At 61.5% G+C, this 17,576-nt stretch carries 19 protein-coding genes; 8 read left to right on the forward strand and 11 right to left on the reverse strand.

Translation table 11 applies throughout. The annotated features are described in order from the left end of the window. Nucleotides 1-11: 11 nt before the first annotated feature. From C0456_RS02980 to C0456_RS03010, 7 genes are all read right to left on the reverse strand, one after another. Complete coding sequence (locus C0456_RS02980; RefSeq protein ID WP_291048110.1) at nucleotides 12-587, reverse strand: hypothetical protein; 576 nt, start codon at nucleotides 585-587, stop codon at nucleotides 12-14. A 344-nt stretch (nucleotides 588-931) separates the two neighbouring features. Beyond that, the gene (arsH, locus tag C0456_RS02985) at nucleotides 932-1,654 is read right to left on the reverse strand and encodes an arsenical resistance protein ArsH (RefSeq protein ID WP_291048112.1); all 723 of its coding nucleotides are present in this window, start codon (nucleotides 1,652-1,654) and stop codon (nucleotides 932-934) included. Next, entirely contained in the window at nucleotides 1,647-2,066 is a 420-nt protein-coding gene (gene arsC, locus C0456_RS02990; protein WP_291048115.1) for an arsenate reductase (glutaredoxin), read from the reverse strand. Before arsC ends, arsH begins: the two co-directional genes overlap by 8 nt. A gap of 12 nt (nucleotides 2,067-2,078) precedes the next feature. Then, nucleotides 2,079-2,492 carry an OsmC family protein gene (locus tag C0456_RS02995; protein WP_291048118.1) on the reverse strand — a complete coding sequence of 138 codons (414 nt, stop codon included), beginning with the start codon at nucleotides 2,490-2,492 and terminating at the stop codon, nucleotides 2,079-2,081. Nucleotides 2,493-2,501: 9 nt separating this feature from the next. Next, entirely contained in the window at nucleotides 2,502-2,915 is a 414-nt protein-coding gene (locus C0456_RS03000; RefSeq protein WP_291048122.1) for an arsenate reductase ArsC, read from the reverse strand. 11 nt (nucleotides 2,916-2,926) lie between these two features. Continuing rightward, nucleotides 2,927-3,931, reverse strand: a complete 1,005-nt coding sequence (gene arsB / locus C0456_RS03005) for an ACR3 family arsenite efflux transporter (RefSeq protein WP_291048486.1) — start codon at nucleotides 3,929-3,931, stop codon at nucleotides 2,927-2,929. 91 nt (nucleotides 3,932-4,022) lie between these two features. Beyond that, nucleotides 4,023-4,361, reverse strand: coding sequence for a helix-turn-helix transcriptional regulator (locus C0456_RS03010; RefSeq protein WP_291048125.1), 339 nt, complete (start codon nucleotides 4,359-4,361; stop codon nucleotides 4,023-4,025). Nucleotides 4,362-4,499: 138 nt separating this feature from the next. Here C0456_RS03010 and C0456_RS03015 point away from each other — a divergent pair, with 138 nt between their 5' ends. Together C0456_RS03015 and C0456_RS03020 are read left to right on the forward strand one after the other, a co-directional pair. Further along, entirely contained in the window at nucleotides 4,500-4,649 is a 150-nt protein-coding gene (locus tag C0456_RS03015; protein ID WP_291048127.1) for a hypothetical protein, read from the forward strand. Beyond that, on the forward strand, nucleotides 4,633-5,373 hold the full coding sequence (locus C0456_RS03020; RefSeq protein ID WP_291048129.1) for a spermidine synthase: 741 nt from the start codon (nucleotides 4,633-4,635) through the stop codon (nucleotides 5,371-5,373). Before C0456_RS03015 ends, C0456_RS03020 begins: the two co-directional genes overlap by 17 nt. Nucleotides 5,374-5,413: 40 nt before the next feature. Here the strand turns inward: C0456_RS03020 and C0456_RS03025 are convergent, their stop codons facing one another. Both C0456_RS03025 and C0456_RS03030 read right to left on the reverse strand, forming a co-directional pair. Continuing rightward, the gene (locus C0456_RS03025) at nucleotides 5,414-6,262 is read right to left on the reverse strand and encodes a universal stress protein (RefSeq protein ID WP_291048130.1); all 849 of its coding nucleotides are present in this window, start codon (nucleotides 6,260-6,262) and stop codon (nucleotides 5,414-5,416) included. A gap of 12 nt (nucleotides 6,263-6,274) precedes the next feature. Then, entirely contained in the window at nucleotides 6,275-7,765 is a 1,491-nt protein-coding gene (locus C0456_RS03030; RefSeq protein ID WP_291048132.1) for a SulP family inorganic anion transporter, read from the reverse strand. A gap of 439 nt (nucleotides 7,766-8,204) precedes the next feature. Here C0456_RS03030 and C0456_RS03035 point away from each other — a divergent pair, with 439 nt between their 5' ends. Further along, nucleotides 8,205-8,948: a cytochrome c oxidase assembly protein gene (locus tag C0456_RS03035; protein ID WP_291048134.1), complete on the forward strand. Its 744-nt coding sequence runs from the start codon at nucleotides 8,205-8,207 to the stop codon at nucleotides 8,946-8,948. Beyond that, complete coding sequence (locus C0456_RS03040) at nucleotides 8,945-9,451, forward strand: CopD family protein (RefSeq protein WP_291048137.1); 507 nt, start codon at nucleotides 8,945-8,947, stop codon at nucleotides 9,449-9,451. The genes C0456_RS03035 and C0456_RS03040 overlap by 4 nt, the downstream gene beginning before the upstream one ends. Here C0456_RS03040 and C0456_RS03045 read toward each other — a convergent pair. Then, entirely contained in the window at nucleotides 9,412-9,924 is a 513-nt protein-coding gene (locus C0456_RS03045; protein WP_291048139.1) for a DUF2231 domain-containing protein, read from the reverse strand. The two genes, C0456_RS03040 and C0456_RS03045, sit on opposite strands and share 40 nt — an antisense overlap. 24 nt (nucleotides 9,925-9,948) lie before the next feature. Here C0456_RS03045 and C0456_RS03050 point away from each other — a divergent pair, with 24 nt between their 5' ends. The 3 genes from C0456_RS03050 to C0456_RS03060 are packed head-to-tail and all read left to right on the forward strand — an operon-like array spanning nucleotide 9,949 to nucleotide 13,492. Beyond that, nucleotides 9,949-10,632: a hypothetical protein gene (locus C0456_RS03050; RefSeq protein ID WP_291048142.1), complete on the forward strand. Its 684-nt coding sequence runs from the start codon at nucleotides 9,949-9,951 to the stop codon at nucleotides 10,630-10,632. Next, nucleotides 10,629-13,175 carry a cytochrome c oxidase subunit I gene (ctaD, locus tag C0456_RS03055; RefSeq protein ID WP_291048144.1) on the forward strand — a complete coding sequence of 849 codons (2,547 nt, stop codon included), beginning with the start codon at nucleotides 10,629-10,631 and terminating at the stop codon, nucleotides 13,173-13,175. The genes C0456_RS03050 and ctaD overlap by 4 nt, the downstream gene beginning before the upstream one ends. Then, nucleotides 13,172-13,492 (forward strand): hypothetical protein, encoded by a 321-nt coding sequence (locus tag C0456_RS03060; protein ID WP_291048147.1) that lies wholly within the window; start codon nucleotides 13,172-13,174, stop codon nucleotides 13,490-13,492. Before ctaD ends, C0456_RS03060 begins: the two co-directional genes overlap by 4 nt. A 227-nt stretch (nucleotides 13,493-13,719) precedes the next feature. Here the strand turns inward: C0456_RS03060 and C0456_RS03065 are convergent, their stop codons facing one another. Further along, nucleotides 13,720-15,828 carry a TonB-dependent receptor gene (locus C0456_RS03065; RefSeq protein WP_291048148.1) on the reverse strand — a complete coding sequence of 703 codons (2,109 nt, stop codon included), beginning with the start codon at nucleotides 15,826-15,828 and terminating at the stop codon, nucleotides 13,720-13,722. A 440-nt stretch (nucleotides 15,829-16,268) separates the two neighbouring features. Between C0456_RS03065 and C0456_RS03070 the strand changes: the two genes are divergently transcribed. Further along, a complete protein-coding gene (locus tag C0456_RS03070) occupies nucleotides 16,269-17,576 on the forward strand; it encodes a neutral/alkaline non-lysosomal ceramidase N-terminal domain-containing protein (protein ID WP_291048150.1) in 1,308 nt (435 codons plus the stop codon).

Genomic DNA, 17,576 nt, shown 5'->3' on the forward strand with positions numbered 1-17,576 from the left:
GCCTCTTTCCTCTACTGAGGCAGCGCGAGGCTTGGGTTTGTGAGGGCCTCAAAGTCGTTCAGATGTCCGCTGAGCTGCCCGTCATTGCTGACAACATGAACATGGATCTTCCGCCCTTGCGGCATGAAATACCTGTCGGGATCGGCCGGATCGAATATCCCGATGAGCGTTACGTCTGCCTGTTCAATGCGGCCAGCGGCGCCCGCAGGCCGTCCGACAACGCTCCATTCGCCGCCCATGAGCGTGCCCGAGAGCTTGAAGGGGATGGCCTCGCCCGGACAGCCATGGGAAGGCGCAGCTTGGGCGAGCAAGGCTTCCAGCGCGGCCATGCCGTTTACCGGCGTTTCAAGCGCGCGTGTTTTCCACGCCTCTGGTGAGGCGGTCACAAGGAACATGGCGCCGGCGCCTTCGCCGGGAGTTGTCACATTCACGGCCGACTTCGGGCCGGTAGCCCGGGCAATCTGCCAGACGCCGTCGAGCAGGGTCAGTTCCGCCTGATAATCCGATCCCGGACCGTATCCGATCGTGGTCTCTGAGACAGGAACTTTGGAAAGAGAAACGGCAACGCGGCCTGGATCGGCCTGCAAGTCAGCGCGGGATCCAAAAGCATGAATGGCAGATGCGCAGACAGCCTCAGCCATCACTTCTGAAGGCGGCGCTGGCGTAGCGCACGCCGCGAACACGGTGAAACCCAGAAGAGGGAGAACCCTGACGCCGGGCCTTGGCTGAATTTCTGGTCCACGCGAGTGGGTGCGCGGGAAATATTTGTGCTGCCCGGTCCAAACTCTAGTATTTCCGGGAGGTGTCGAGACAAGAGCCGTCATGTTATGTCCTTGCGTTCCTTTGGTCGAAGCGGTGATCCGTGATCTGTCGGTCCGGTTGTATGGAATAAGACCGATCCAGATGATTTCGGTGCCAGGAGCAGCCCTGGTTAGAGGGAGGACTGGTTGACGCGCCTGGACAATTCGGCCGGGCTTTCCTTGCGCTCGGAGTAGCGATCAACGAGATAGTCCGCCCGGTCGCGCGTAAGCAAGGTGAACTTTACCAGTTCTTCCATCACATCCACGATACGGTCATAGTAGGGCGAAGGCTTCATCCGGCCCGCTTCATCGAACTCCAGAAACGCTTTGGCCACGGAGGACTGGTTCGGGATGGTGATCAGCCGCATCCAGCGCCCGAGAATACGCAGCTGGTTGACCGCATTGAAACTCTGGGAACCGCCGCACACCTGCATCACGGCAAGGGTCTTGCCCTGCGTCGGGCGGACACCGCCGAGCGCAAGGGGAATCCAGTCAATCTGGGTCTTCATGATGCCGGTCATCGCGCCATGCCGCTCGGGCGAGCACCAGACCATGCCTTCCGACCAGATGACGAGGTCCCTCAGCTCACGGACTTTCGGATGATCATCCGGCGCGCCATCCGCGAGCGGCAGGCCTTCGGGGTCGAAATGCTTGGTTTCACACCCGAACCGGCGGAGAATGCGCGCGGCTTCTTCATTGGCAAGGCGGGAAAACGACCGCTCACGCAATGATCCGTGCAGCAGCAGGATGCGCGGCGGGTGCGTTTTGATCTCTGGCGCAAGGAGGGCTTCGCGGTCCACTGGGTGGAAGCTTGACTCGTCGAGCGCGGGCAAAGTGTCGCCGGAATCAGCCAACGCGCTCTCCCTTTTCATTTATGATCATCTCGCCATCTTCCTTGTAGAGCGGTCCCGGTGGCATCTTTTCCAGGAGGTCCAGAACCAGTTCGCTCGGACGGCAGAGGCGCACGCCCTTCGGGCTGCACACGATGGGCCGGTTCACCAGCACAGGATGCTCCAGCATGGCGGCCAGGATCGCCTCATCGCTGACACCAGGCTCAAGCAGGCCAAGTTCCTTTGCGGGCGATTTCGTCTCACGCAGCGCGCCGCGCGGCGTAAGGCCTGCAGCGGCGAAGAGGCCGAGGAGTTGTGGCCGCGTCCAGCCTTCCTTGAGGTATTCGATAACCACCGGCACCTCGCCGCTCGCCTCGATAATCGCGAGCACATTACGCGACGTGCCACAGTCAGGATTGTGATGAATGACGATCATGGGGGCTCCGGCTCACTGGATGTCTGATTTGCGCCGGATCGTTCCCTGAAGGTCGAGCGCGGCAGCGGCGGTGTTGGAGATTGTTCCGTATTTCCGCACATTCTTGTGCAGCAGTTCGAGGCGCGCGTCCGGCTCGTCCGTGTCGATCACGAGATCATAGGTTACCGACAGAATTTTCGGAGGTGCGTCCTGCCGGACGCCATGCAAGCGCACTTCCGCCCCCTCCAGCTGAAAGCTGAGCAGGGGAGTGACGCGTTCGATACCCTTCAGCATGCAGGCTGCGATGGATGCCAGGAACAGTTCTGCCGGATTGAATGCGTCGAGGCGGCCCGCGAGGTCGGTGTCGAGGACAAGCACAGCCTCCTTGGCGCGCGCCTCGCTGCCATGAGCGTCCACGCGCCGGGCGGACACGGAATATTCCAGCATGACGTGCCTCTAATTCAGATGCTCGGCTTCAAATTCGGCGAGCTTGGAGTGAATAATGTCCCTTGCCCGCGCGAACCGCTTGCGCATGTCCTCAGGCGTCAGCGATGGGTCGTCACTGGCCGGATCATCAATCGGCCAGTGCAGGCGCTGGGTAGCGCCGGGAAGCCAGGGGCAGATTTCTTCAGCGCATAATGTAATGACGAAATCGAAATCGGCCGCGTTCATCCCATCTACGGATTTCGAGGTGTGGCCGGTGATGTCGATGCCCAGCTCAGCCATTGCCTCGATGGCGTAAGGGTTCGGACGGGTGGGGGCCGACCCGGCGCTCGCAACTTCGGCACGCTGACCGAAACGCCGGCGCGCAAGGCCCTCGGCCATCTGGCTGCGGGCGGAATTTGCCACACACAGAAAGAGAATTTTCATCGGCGTCTCCATCAGTCTTCGGCCGGGAATGCGGCGCGCGTCCGGTTTGCCAGTGCCACCAGGGTCAGCATCACCGGCACCTCCACCAGCACGCCGACCACCGTTGCCAGCGCCGCCCCGGAATTAAGGCCAAACAGGCTGATCGCCACGGCCACAGCCAGTTCAAAAAAGTTCGATGTGCCGATCAGCGCGCAGGGCGCGGCTACCTTATGCGGCACCTTCCACGCCCAGGCCGCGGCATAGGCAATGGCGAAGATGCCATAGGACTGGATCAGGATCGGTACGGCAATCAGCGCGATCACCAGCGGAGAGGCAATGATCGTCTCGCTCTGGAACCCGAATAGCAGCACAACGGTTGCCAATAGTCCGATGACGGAGAGCGGCTTGATCTGCTGGGTAAAGCCTTCCACTGCGCCCGTGCCGCCGCGCTTCATCAGCCAGTTGCGCATCAGCACCCCGGCAATCAGCGGGATCACCACATAGAGCAGCACCGACAGGATCAGTGTTTCCCAGGGCACGAAGATGTCTGTCACGCCCAGCAGCAGCGCCACGATCGGGGCAAAGGCAAACACCATCACCGCATCATTCACGCTCACCTGCACCAGGGTATAGTTCGGGTCGCCCTTCGTCATTTGCGACCAGACGAACACCATTGCCGTACACGGCGCCGCGCCCAAAAGGATAAGCCCTGCAATATAGCCTTCGGCATCCTCGGGTGGGATCAGCCCGGCAAACACGTGCCGGAAGAACACAACCCCCAAGAGCGCCATGCTGAACGGCTTGATCAGCCAGTTGACCACCAGCGTGATGATCAGGCCCTTGGGCCGGTCGCCGACGCGCCGCATGGCGGAGAAATCCACCCCGATCATCATCGGCCAGACCATCGCCCAGATCAGCACGGCGACGGCAAAGTTCACATTTGCATATTCCAGCGCGGCGAGTGCCTGAAAGGCGCCCGGGATGAGCAGGCCAAGGCCAATGCCCGCAAGAATGCAGAGACCTACCCAGACAGAGATAGCGTTCGAAAAGGCCCATGAAACTGTTACCGTAGATGTTGGGGGGAACTAAGATCGTCATTAGACAGACGAGCAGCTGATGATCTGCGCCTCAGCAGCAGGAAGCCTTGTTGACGGCATCAAGAACCGGTTCGCAGATTTCGGGGCGCCCGCTGCAGCAGTCCTGCATGAGGTAGAGAATGAGGTCTGTCATGGCGCTCGTATCAGCCGAATAGATGATGGACCGTCCCTCGCGGCGATGCTGCACCAGGCCTGCATGGCTGAGGATGGTGAGCTGCGCCGACAGGGTGTTGGGCGGAATGTTCAGCTGCCGCGCAATGTCGCCGGCGGCGAGCCCATCTGGCGCTGCCTTCACAAGCAGACGGAAAACGGACAGGCGCCCCGCATGCGCGAGCGAGGACAGCTTTTCGATAGCGTGTTCTGATTCCATATTTCACGAATACAGGAAATATAAATCGGCGCAACAGCTGAGTCACTCATTCTTCGGTGTGAAGTCACCGAGGAGATCAGCCCGCGTGGCGCGGAGAAAATCTTTTGATCCTGAAGCCAGCCGCTCCAGGAACGGATCATGCTTCTGTTCATCCGCGATAATTTCCGGTGGCTTGCGGCCGGTTTTCTGCGCACCCTGTTTTCGTCCTTCGGGCGGGCATTCTTCCTCGGCCTTTCCGGCGACGAGACCCGAGAACAAAAGGGAATGGAAATTGAGCGCGCTGTTTGAAGAACTGGACTACTGCCCGACTGAGATTGGCGCTATTTCCCTGCGCCGGCGGTGGGAGCCAAGGCTCGGCAAAGACATCTACGAGATCAAGCTCGGGGACGAGCATCTCATGTCCGACGTGTTCACGGTTTCCGAGATCGCTCTGGCCGATCTGGCGCTCAGCGCGGTGTCAGGAACTGGTCTGCGTGTTCTGGTCGGCGGTCTGGGAATGGGCTACACGGCGCTCGCGGCGCTGAAAGACCCCCGTGTCTCGAGCGTTGCCGTTGTCGAGCTTCTGGAGCCTGTAATCGACTGGCACCGGCGCGGCCTGCTCCCCGTGGGAGACGCGCTGCATAGAGATCAGCGGGTACGGTTCGTGCAGGGCGATTTCTTCCAGCTTGCCTCCTCGCGCGATGGCTTTGAACCAGATCAGTCGGCCCGTGGATATGATGCGATCCTGCTGGATATCGATCATTCCCCAGAGATGCTGCTCGATAATCGCAGCCGGGGCTTTTACCAGCCAGAAGGGCTCGCGGCCCTGTTGCCGCATCTGCGGCCAGGCGGCGTTTTTGGGCTATGGTCCAATGAGGCCAAAAGCGGTCAGTTTACAGATCGTCTTAGAAGCGTGTTTCCAGAAGCCTGGGCCGCGCCGGTGATCTTCCGGAATCCATATGATTACTCAGAGATCGAACAGACGGTGTATATCGGCCGCGTGCCGGTCCGGGATGACGGGCGCAAAGTTTGACTTCCCGCCCGTCAGGAAGGGTCGCAGCTCTCTTACCAGCCTAGCGGAACAGCAGCAGCGGGATGGGGCAGGACCGGATCAACGAGGTTGTGGTCGAGCCGATGATCAGGCTGCGGATGCGGGAATGTCCGTAAGCGCCCATGATCAGGAGGTCGGCGCCATCATGCCCGGCTTCCTCGGCGATGATCTTTTCGGCATGGCCCGGCCGCGCTTTCGCGGCGGCGTCATAGCCTGCTTCCTTGAGGCGCGCGGCGGCCGCAATGCCCGCCTTGGCGAGGTCTGACCCGGCCTCGGCAACGCTGAACACCGTAATCCGGGGCCGGTCCGCCATCGGGGACTGGATGAGGCTGTCCAGCGCCTTGCGGGCGCTGACCCCATCATCAAACGCAAATACGGCGTGCTGAATGGGCTTGAACGCGCGGCTGGCGATCAGGACGGGCCGGTGAACGGCGCGCACGACCCGCTCCAGGTTTGAGCCCAGATGCAGCTTTTCAAAGTCGGCGCCTTCGCCGCGCTTTCCCATCACGATCAGATCGCCCGCCCGCTTGACCAGCGAGTCGGCAATCTCGCCGGTGCGCAGGGCGAGGCTGACATCCTGTATACCCTGGCTTTCCAGCCGCTCATGGGCCGCATCCAGAATGGCGCGCCCCCGTTCCTTGGCCAGCTGCGCCGTGCGCGCGTCATGCTGGGCCAGTTCGTCCAGCAGGGTCGAGCGGGCGCCGAGGCCGATGGAGCCGGAGAGATCAGGAGGGAAGGAACTGGACCGGGCCGAGCTGAGAACATGTAGAAGCTCGATATCGCCGCCATACTGGCGAGCCGCCCAGGCGGCGTGATCGCAGACGCTGTGGGTGTAAACAGAGCCGTCGATGAGTGCGAGAATATGGGTCATGTCTGTTCCTCCCTAGTGCGACATCAGCTTGTCGAGCGCGCCGGGTTTGTCATGCAGGGCAAGCTTGTCGACGATGGTTTCGCTGGCTTCGTTGAGGCCGATGATTTCCACCTTAGCCCCTTCGCGCCGGAATTTCAGCACGATCATGTCGAGTGCAGCGACGCTGGAAACGTCCCAGATGTGCGCCTGGCTGACATCAATGATCACCTCATCAAGCGCTTCCTTCAGATCGAAGGAGGCATTGAAGGCTTCCACTGAGGCGAAGAACACCTGGCCTTCCACGATGTAGCGGCGTGTGCGGCCATCGGCTGAAAGTTCGGAAGTGACGCGGAATATCTGCGAGATCTTGCCGGCGAAAAACACGCCGGACAGCAGCACCCCGATCAGCACGCCGATAGCGAGATTGTGGCTGACGATAACCCCGGCAACGGTAGCGATCATCACGATGGAAGAACTGCGCGGATGAACGCGCAGGTTTTTAAGCGACGACCAGCTGAACGTGCCGATCGACACCATGATCATGATGGCCACGAGGGCGGCCATCGGGATCCGGCTCACCCAGTCTCCCACGAGGAGGATCATCAGCATCAGGAAGAGACCCGCCGAAAGCGTGGAAAGCCGTCCCCGGCCGCCGGATTTGATGTTGATGATTGACTGGCCGATCATGGCGCAGCCTGCCATCCCGCCGAAGAAACCGGTAACGGTGTTGGCAACGCCCTGACCCACGCATTCGCGGTTCCGGTCGCTGGGGGTGTCGGTGAGGTCGTCTACGATGGTCGCCGTCATCAGGGATTCGAGCAGGCCGACGACCGCGACAGCGAGCGCATAGGGGAAAATGATCTGCAGGGTTTCAAAGGTCAGCGGAATGTCCGGGATCAGGAACATCGGCAGCGTGGCGGGCAGCTCTCCCATATCCCCGACGGTGCGGATATCGAGCCCGAAACCGATAGCGATGGCAGAGATGGCAATGATGCAGATCAGCGGCGAAGGGATTGCCCGCGTCACGAAGGGGAAGAGGTAGATGATGGCGAGACCCAGCGCGACCAGAGGGTAGGTCAGCATCGGCACCCCGATGAGCTCGGGGATCTGGGCCATGAAGATCAGGATGGCGAGCGCGTTGACGAAACCCGTAATCACCGAACGGGAGACGAAGCGCATCAGCTGGCCGAGCTTCAGGAAACCCGCGCCGATCTGGAGGAGGCCCGCCAGCACTGTGGTGGCGAGGAGGTATTCGAGGCCATAGTCGCGCACCAGCGTGACCATCAGCACGGCGGTGGCGGCGGTGGCTGCCGAGATCATGCCGGGGCGCCCGCCCACGATGGCGGTGATCACGGCAATGGAGAAGGATGCGTAGAGGCCGACCCTGGGGTCAACGCCCGCAATGATCGAAAAGGCGATGGCTTCCGGAATGAGGGCGAGGGCCACAACAAGCCCGGCGAGCAGGTCGCCACGAATATTGAACAGCCATGTCTCTTTGAAAGACTGGAAACTGAGAAATGACATTTGGATCACATCCGGAACTGAGCGGCGGGCTCCTACTACAGGGTCCGGGCCCCTGCAGGCGACTCCAAGCCGGCGCTGAAAGAATGGGCGCCGATGCGGGCAAATGCCGTTCGTGCTGCGGCGCAACAGAGGCGCCGTAACGTGGTTTTCCAAAGCTGGCAACCCTCAAGGGCTGCTCGGGCGGGGCGGGCGTTATCCCTGTTCTGCAGCAATTTCGCCCTAACCCGGAACCTAAGCCCGTCTGAGCCGTTAGGAACGAAACACAAGATGCAGGCACTTCCAATCGGGGTGACCTGATGCGCGCGTCTTGACCAGTGCCAGGCGGAAAGAGGGGAATGTGTGATGAGCGTGGTTCAATCGATCAGGCCGCAGGCAGACGCCCACACCGCATCCAATAGAAAGCCGGACGCTTTGCAGCGGTCTCGACAGGGTCATTGGAATGGCTGAGTTCATGCCATATTGCGGCCCGCCGCCTGGGGCGGACACTCTGCTGGCCAACTGGAATCTTGATCCGCTCCCGGTATTCCTCGTGCTGCTGGTATTGACGGGCGGGCTCTATGCTCCGGGCGCAGTTGGCGTGCCCGCACGCCGCCCGGCCTATGCCACAGTCGCTGCGCTCGGCCTGGCGGCTGCGTTCATCTCGCCCCTGTGCGCGCTGACGGTCGCGCTTTTCTCGGCGCGCAGCCTGCATCATCTGCTGCTCCTCTGTCTCGTGGCCCCGGCGCTTGCGCTCGCCTTCCGCCAGATCCGCCTCCCCAATGGCGCCGGCGCCGCTGCCTTCGCAGCCATGTCTCTGGTTCTCTGGAGCTGGCACGTCCCTGCCATCTATTCGGCAGCCTGGAACAGCCACTTCGTCTACTGGGTCATGCAGTTCCTGCTGCTTGCCAGTGGCTTTGCGTTCTGGGTGTCAATCTTCAGGCTGGAAGGCGGCGCCGGCCACATCCGGGCCGCGCTCCTGCTCGCTGCCCTGGCCGGTCAGATGGGCCTGATCGGCGCGATCCTCACCTTCTCCGGAAATATTCTTTATCCTGAGCATATATTCCTGACGGATGCATTCGGGCTCACTGCGCTCGGGGATCAGCAGCTTGCCGGGCTCGTGATGTGGGTGCCGGGCATGCTCCCCCTTGCGATCATCGCCGCAATGAGACTGCGCCGGGGCTGGCGGGAGGTCTCGGCCGCATGATCGCCCTGTTGAAAGCCGGGCACATCGCCTCGCTGTCGGTCTGGTGCGCCGGTCTTCTGGCCTTGCCCATCATCCTGCAGGTCTATGGCCGCCGCCGTGAAATCAGCACCCAGGCCGGCTTCACCGAGTTCCGTCTCCTGCTGCACGCCGGCTATACGCGCGTCGCCACGCCTGCTGCGGTTCTTGCCATCGCTTTCGGAACGGCTCTGATCGTGCTGCTCGAGCTGCGCGATGCCTGGCTGATGGCAAAGCTCGCTGTCGTCGCGCTCATGGTCCTGCTGCATGTCTGGCTCGGCCACCTCATCCTCAAAACCGCCGAGGGCAGGGGCAGCTATCAGATGCCGTCGCCGGTCCTCGCGCTGCCAATCGGCCTCGTCCTCATCACGGTCGTTCTGCTGCTGGTTCTGGCCAAACCTGATCTGACACCCCTGCTTCATCAGTTGCCGGAGTTTCTGCAACAGCCTCAGGGCCGCGAATTGCCCCCTGATCTTGTCCCGATATGATAGTCAAAGACGAGCTTGCCGCCATGCCACCCCGTCACCGTTGTCATTCCCGCAGCCAGAATGGATACCAGCAGCCCGCCGGGCAGCACCGCGCTTTCGGGCGCGCCGATGCGGATGATCCAGTTGGCGCTGAGAATGGCCAGCAGCATAACCGCCAGAATGAAATGGCTCCAGCTTGCCGTGCGGTTGCGGATGCCGCGCACCAACAGCAACTCGGCCGTGCCGGTTATGCCCGCCGCCACGCCCATGAAGAACGCACCAAAGGCCGCATACCCCGCCGCGCGGGCCCAGAATTCGTCGCCCGTCCACAGGAAAAGAAGGTCAGCGCCCAGAACACTCATCGTCAGGGCAATCGGAAAGGCCACCAGCATGGCGTGCAACGGGTGGCCGGAAACGGCGATGCGCGATTCTGTCTCGTGCAGTCCGCGATGCTCCTCAATCGGATCGCTGAGTTTTTGTTGAAGTTCGTCCATTGCGCGCCCCTGTCTTGTAGGATGATGTCGATACTCAAGCGCATGGCGGCCGTATCGGTTCCCTTATTTGCGGCGCAGGCCTGCGCAGCGCCCCTGTCTACCCTTGATCCAGCCGGCCCATCGGCCGAGGCGATTGCCTGGCTCTGGTGGGTGTTCCTCGCCGGCGCAGGCGGGCTGACCCTATTCGTCATGGCTCTGCTCGCGCTCTCCTTCGGCGCCCCCCGCGCCGTCTCGGAGCGGCGCTGGACCTGGGGCCTCGGCGTCTGGTTTTCCCTCGCGATACTCAGCGCCATGCTGGTCGCCGGCGTCGCCGTCGGAGAGCGTCTTCTGCCGAGGGACACAGCCCTGGAAGTTCGCGCCCACGCCCAGCAATGGAGCTGGACCTTCACCCATCCCGGCCCGGACGGCACCGTGATCGAGACCGGCCGCGATCTTCACATCCCTGCGGGACAGCCTGTCGACGTGCGGATAACCTCCGCAGACGTCATTCATTCCTTCTGGGTTCCGCGTCTGGCCGGAAAGATGGATGCCATTCCAGGCCGGGAGAATGTCCTGCGCCTCCAGGCGGCCAGCCCCGGCATCTATGAAGGCCGGTGCGCGGAGTTCTGCGGCATCGGCTACGCCACACATCGCTTCCGCGTTATCGCCCACGATCCGGCAGACTGGCCAGCCAGCGTGCCGGCGCAGGCGGAGGAGGCGCCTGAATGACCGAAAATTCCATGCCCCCCGCAGACCACCTGGCAAATCCCCCGCAACCGGCGCTCCGCCTTCACCGCGAGCTCACCCGCGTCTGGAGTAACGCACCGGGCATCCGCGGCGTGTTCACCGCTGTGAACCATTCCACCATCGGCCTGCGCTTCATGTGTACGGCGCTCATCTTCTTCGGCATCGGCGGCCTCCTCGCCATGCTCATCCGTACACAGCTGGCCACCCGCAAGGGCGCCTTCCTCGATACCGAAATCTACAACCAGATATTCACGATGCATGGCAGCATCATGATGTTCCTGTTTGCCATCCCGATGCTGGAAGGGCTGGCGATGTATCTCCTGCCCAAGATGCTGGGAACGCGGGATATGGCCTTTCCGCGCCTGTCGGCCTTCGGCTACTGGTGCTACCTGTTCGGCGGGTTGATCCTCATCGGCGCGCTGCTGATGGGCGTCGCCCCGCGGGACGGATGGTTCATGTACACCCCGCTCTCGGGCAGCACCTATTCGCCCGGCATCAATGCTGATGTCTGGCTGCTGGGCGTTACCTTCGTCGAGATTTCCGCGCTCGCGGCCGCCGTTGAAATCACGGTGACCATCCTGCGCATGCGGGCGCCCGGCATGAAGCTCACCCAGATGCCGCTGTTTGCCTGGTACATACTCGGCGCGGCCGTCATGATGCTGGCGGGCTTCCCGCCGCTGATCCTCGGCTCGGTCCTCTTGGAGATCGAGCGCGCCTTCGGCTGGCCTTTCTTCGATCCTGAGCGCGGCGGCGATCCCTTGCTCTGGCAGCACCTTTTCTGGCTGTTCGGGCATCCCGAAGTCTACATCATCTTCCTGCCCGCCGCCGGGATCCTGTCTACGGTCATCCCCGTCCTCAGCCGTACACGGATCCTCGGATATGGCGCCATCGTCGCCTCCATCCTGGGCCTCGTATTCCTCAGCTTCGGCCTCTGGGTGCACCATATGTTTGCCGTCGGCATTCCGCATATGGCGCTGGCCTTCTTTTCTGCCGCGTCTCTGCTGGTCGCCGTGCCGACAGCCGTTCAGGTCTTCGCCTGGATCGGCACAATGTGGAAAGGCAGGCCCCAGCTGAAGCTGCCGATGCTTTATATCCTCGGCTTCTTCTTCACCTTCGTCATGGGCGGCCTGACCGGGGTGATGCTCGCCATCGTGCCTTTCAACTGGCAGGCTCATGACACGGCCTTTGTCACCGCGCATCTCCACTATGTTCTGATCGGCGGATTTGTGTTCCCGATGATGGCCGGCCTTGCCTACTGGCTGCCGATGATTTCTGGCCGCCGGCGTATCAAGGGCCTCGGTGAACTGGCTTTCTGGACCATTCTGGTCGGATTTCACGGCACCTTCTTCATCATGCACCTCACGGGGCTCGTCGGTATGCCGCGCCGGATTGATGTCTATCCGGATCATCCGGAATGGGAGATGCTGAACCTCGTCTCCTCGGTGTTCAGCTTCGTCATGACCTTCGGATTTGCGCTGTTCGCGCTGGATTGCATCCTTCAGGCATGGCTCGGAAAACACGCGCGCAGGGATCCCTGGAAAGCGCCAACGCTTGACTGGGCAATGGCCTTGCCACCGCCTGCCTATAATTTTGCCTCCCTCCCGCGCCCCGATATGACCGGCAGCGAATATGCAGGGGGCGCCGAAGTGGCCCTCACTCTGGCGCGCGGGGAAGGCGTTCTGCCGGGCGCCCCGCGCGGGCATCGGGAAGTTCTGGTCACGGGCATAGGGCACGCAAGCCCGCAGCATGTCGCCATCCTGCCCGCGAATACGGCGCTGCCCATCCAGTTCGCGGCCTCCATCGGCGTCTTTGTGCTGATGATGTTGTTCGGCCTCTACTATGTGGCGCTGGCCGCCTTGCTTCCGGTCCTCTGGTTTGCCTGGCGCTGGGCACGCGCCCTTGTGCCCGCTGGAAGCGTCCCGCCAGTGGAAATCGCGCCCGGCCTCCAGCTGCCAACCCATTACGATAGTGCCGCTACGCTCACCGGCAGCGGCCTGGCATGTTTTCTGTTCGCCAACGGAACATTTTTCGCTTCGCTGATATTCGGCCTCGCCTTCATCACGCTCGTGTCGCCCGGTCCGGCGCCGCCGCCTCTGGAAGGGCAGGCTGCTGTATCTGCCATGCTGATCGCCGGCGGGCTGCTGGCGGCGGCTCTGGCATCTCTTGTGCCCGGCCGCGCGCTGAAAGAGGTCTCGGAGGCCGGAAGTCCGCTGCGCCTGATCGCCTTTGGGCTCGCCGCAAATCTCGCCGCCCTGGCGGCGCTCGCCGGTCTCGCCATCTGGCAACTCGGCGATCCCCGGGTTCACGCGCAGACTGCAGTTCGCGCGGCCCTGCTGGGCTATGTGGCGCTCCAGCTGTTCATCACCGCCATCTTTGCCGCGTTTGCCCTGGATCAGGCCCGGCGGGGGGAACTCGCCGCCGGCCATCTCGGCGCGCTCCGCCACTGGAACCTCTGGCAAGGCTACACGCTCGCCATCGGCGCTATCTCGGCAGCGGTCATCTGGGCGCAGGTGCTCAGCCAATGAAGGGCAGGGGGCTTCTCTGGCTTGGCCTCGTCGCGCTCGGCCCCGCCATCTGGGCGGCGGCCTTCACCCTGGTATACGCCCTCCACGGCGCAGGGTGCGCCGCAGGGTGGGCGGGAATTGACGCTGGCCCCGTCAGCCTTCACCGCCTCCTGATGCTGCTCGGCTGGCTGGCCGGTATCACGGCGGGCGGCTGGCTTCTGCTGCGCCTGCCTGCCGGCAAGGATCGGGAGACATGGCTCCCCCGCGCCGGCGCGCTGATCGGCCTCTTCGCGACGCTGTTCACCCTGGTGCCCGTCCTGTTCGCCAGCAGCTGCTGATGTTTTTGGGGCAGGGCGTCCCTTGGAGGCAATCTGCGTCCGTCTGAGGTCCTGTTTTGGCAGGGAATTGTCCCGTGCTGTCCGGAAGTGTCCGAAATTGTCCGGATTTGTCCATCGCCTGACCGCGCCTGGCGCCAAAAGAAATCCCGCCAGCGGGGGCTGGCGGGATAGGTATCCGTCCGCAGAGGTCTGCCTTCAATTCCGAAGGCAGACCCATTTGCGGCTGGTTATTCTGAGAGAACCCGCAGCCTCACGCCGATCGTGCGCGGCGTTGGGCCAGAACCGGAAAGAGGACCATTGGTGCCCAGGAATGTCGGGCCACGCTCGTCACCCAGGTTGTTTCCAATTACCGCAAATTCATACCGTTCAAACCGCAGACCCAGGGTCATGTTGACGACGTCATAGGGATTTGCGGTCAACCCGTTTGCCTGCAGGCGATCGCCCGAATGGCTGAACCCGATATTGCCAAAGCCGGTAATGTCGTTGCCCAGATCGCGGTTGTAGTTGATGTCGAACCGGTAGTTCTGGTCCAGCGTGTTCACGAGGCGCGAGCCAGGCCGGAACATCGGCAGGGCCGCCTGAACGACCGGATCGACGGTATCGTATTTGCTGTCATTGAAGTTACCCACAGCCCCAAGGCTCAGGCCCTCAATCGGCGTATCCCAACGGATTTCAAGGTCCACACCCTTCGTGGTGGCGTCGCCGAAATTGGTGAAGCCGTTCACATCGGCAATCGCGCCGGGGGTGTTGGTCTGGAGGTTGGTGTACTCCAGCTGATACAGGTTCAGACCAAAATTGAGACCGAGCTCACGGCTGCGCCATTTGAGGCCGAATTCGTAGTTCTTGGACGATTCAGGGTCCAGAGCCACATCCGTTGGAATGCCTGCATCCACAAGGGATTGAACCTGCACGCGCGACTGCACGATACCGGGACGGAAGCCGGTTGCCGCCGATACAAACATCGTCAGATCGTCGGTGGGAAGATAGGAAATATTGACCCGCCAGGTGGTCACTTCCTCTTCGGTCGGGATCGATGAGGTCGCGTCTTCAAATGTGCGCGTGTCGTAATATTGGCGCAGGCCCACCAGAGGCACAACCTTGCCCCCGAACAGCTCATAGCTGACTTCACCGAATACGGCGAAGTTCTCAGTCAGCGTATTGTTGTCTGCATTGATCACGATCACTGGCAGGGTCAGCGTGTTGAACTGAGGGCCCTCACCATCCTGATAGGCTGCGCCAATGAGCCAGTGCAGGGGGCCGTCCCCGTTGGAGTTTGCCCGCACTTCCTGCGAGAACAGTTTCGGGCCGAACTGGCTGGAGAACGATCCGGCCGGAGAAAGCGGGATGTTGATCCCGAAATCGCCTTCCAGATGGCTGGTCGCGCTGGTGATGGAGAACTTGTCGAAATCCACCGTGCCTGTCAGGCTCATCAGGGTGAAGTCCCCGTTGCTGAAGCCTTTCTGCCCGGCGGTGTTCTGGAAGTAGGGCGGGTTCACGGATGCCGTGAAGCCGGTGAAGTCCTGCCTCGGCTGGAAGTTCCAGTACTGCGCGCGAAGGGTCACGTTGTCCGCAGGCTTGTACATGGCCACGATGCGATAATCGTCATTCTTCGCGCCGTTCACATCCTCTTCGTCCGGAGTGCCATCATAGGGGCCATAATAGGCGTCAGCCCAGCCCGGATTGCGCGAATGACCGCCGCTGACGCGGATGGCGAGCTTGTCCTTGATGATCGGCACGGAAAGCGCGCCGGCCAGACCGTAATTGTAGTCTTCTGCGCCTCTCGTCCGCGAGGTTTCTGCTTCGGCAGAATACTCAACCTTTTCGAGGTTGGGGTCGCGCGTGTGGAAAATGAAAACACCGCCGGAAGAGCCCTGACCATACAGCGTGCCCTGCGGGCCGCGCAGAACCTCCACGCGCTCCATGTCCAGGAAACGCACCGGAGGGGCGATGCCGAAATTCGGCACCACAAAAGGAACATCATCGAGATAGTACCCGATCGGCGAATCACCGTTGCTGCTCACGGCGCCGCGGAGATTGTAGATACGGGAACTGACCGACTGGCGGAACCCTTCAAAGGCGCCAGGGACGGTCGATACAAGATCGTCGACCGTGGTGATGTTACGCACCTTCATCTCTTCCCCGGAGAACGCCTGAATGGCGAGGGGGACGGACTGGAGTTCCTGCGCCCCGGTTTTGGACGCCGTGACGGTGACTGTACCGAGCGCGTATTCTTTGTCTGTTGATGGGGACTCTTCCGATTGGGCGTTGGCAGTGCCGGCAGCCACGGAAAGAGCGAGAATCAGCGAGATCGCTGAAGCGTTGCGGAAACGATGCATTACTTCCTCCCAGAAGTCATTTTTTCAGAACTATACAAACGTTTGCATAGCGCGCTCGTCAAGCTATTCCAAGATGGCACAGCAAATAAACTGACCTGAGTGTGGCATTTGTATCTGTTGCCCCGTGACAGGGCTGTCTCTCATGTTTTCCGGCGCCCGCAGACCGCCGGTGCTAAGCCTCATCTGCGAATATTATGGCGCAGTGCAGCAATAGATATGCTGCCGGGCGCAGGATCAGGGAACGGATCATCCCTCGCGAGAGCGCAAAACGGACTCAGGCACGGTCTCCGGCTTGCCTTGTGACGGCAACGCCCTTACGCGTTTTGCAAACGGTTGTAATAATTCCGATCTGGGAGGCTCATTTGACCACAATATCTTCAAGCGTTTCTGCGCTGCGCGGGGCAGCCGTCGCAATAGCTTTCGCTGCGGGATGCGCGCCAATGCCGGCGGCCCTGGCGCAGGGGGCGGGATTGAAAGCCGGTGCTTCGAAGGTCGATATCACGCCCTCTGGCGACAAGCTGCCCAGGATATTCACAGGCATTCTGGATCCGATTCACGTGCGGGCGATCGTGCTGGAAAGCGGCGCGCAGCGAGCCGCGATGGTAACCGTGGATGCCGGGGCCATTCCGAACGAAATCTGGCAGCGGCTTACCACCAAGGCCGAAGCGGAATTGGGCATTCCGGCAGACCAGGTCATTCTGACGGCAACTCATACGCACAGCGTGCCTTTCGGCTGGAGCGTCGGCTATGAGGAGCAGTTGTATCAGGCTGTGGAAGAAGCAGTGGCCGCGCTTCAACCTGCCAAAATGGCTTTTGGCACGGGCGTCTCCTACATCAATGTAAACAGAAACATCATCGATCCCCAAACAGGTCGCTGGTGGGAGGGGCCGAACTATCGGGGGCCCTCTGACAAGACTGTCGCTGTGCTGAGCTTTCAGACGCTCGAAGGCGCGCCCATCGGGATTTACTATAATTACGCCGTACACCCGGTAATCACCGGAAACCTTGATCTCATCAGCGGCGACATTCCCGGTGCAGCATCCGGCTATATTGAGGAGTCCCTTGGGGAAGAGGCTGTTGCGGTCTTTTCCTATGGCGCCGCAGGTGACCAGAACCCGATCTTTTTCCAGCAGACTTATGATCTCCGGGAAATCCGGATCGCCGATTTCGCCGCGCGTGGAGAGGATATCAGCAATGCGATGCCGCCCGGTGGGCAAGGGATGGACAGGTCAAATCCAAAAGTTGCGATGCTGATGGAGCAGCAGAAGCAGATGAACGCCACAATGGGACAGATGCTCGGCGAAGAAGTGCTCCATGTTCTGCGTTCCGGGCTGGCGCGGCCGGTCACGCAAGCTGCGATTTCCGGGGCTCAGATGACGGTCAGCTGCCCTGGACGCAATCGGCTCGACAAGGGGCGTGCCGGCTATCCGGGCGTCTATGAGGACGCTGATCCTGTGCCCATGAAGCTCAGCCTTCTGAGAATCGGCGATACCGTGATCGGAGGGATCGACGCTGAAATCTTCACAATGATTGCTCAGAGGTTCAAAGCAGAGTCGCCCATCAGGAACTCAATCGTTGCGACTTTGACGAATGGCATGGCCCGCTCAGGGTACATTCCCAATGATGCGGCGTTTGCTCAAAATACGTTTGAGGTTGTTTCCTCCCGGCTGAAGCCGGGCTGTGCGGAAACGGCGATCGTCAATGGCTTTCTTGATCTGATCGAGGACACTGGCGCCTCATCCGACTGA

Source organism: Hyphomonas sp. (assembly GCF_013823385.1).
Classification (GTDB): Bacteria; Pseudomonadota; Alphaproteobacteria; order Caulobacterales; family Hyphomonadaceae; genus Hyphomonas.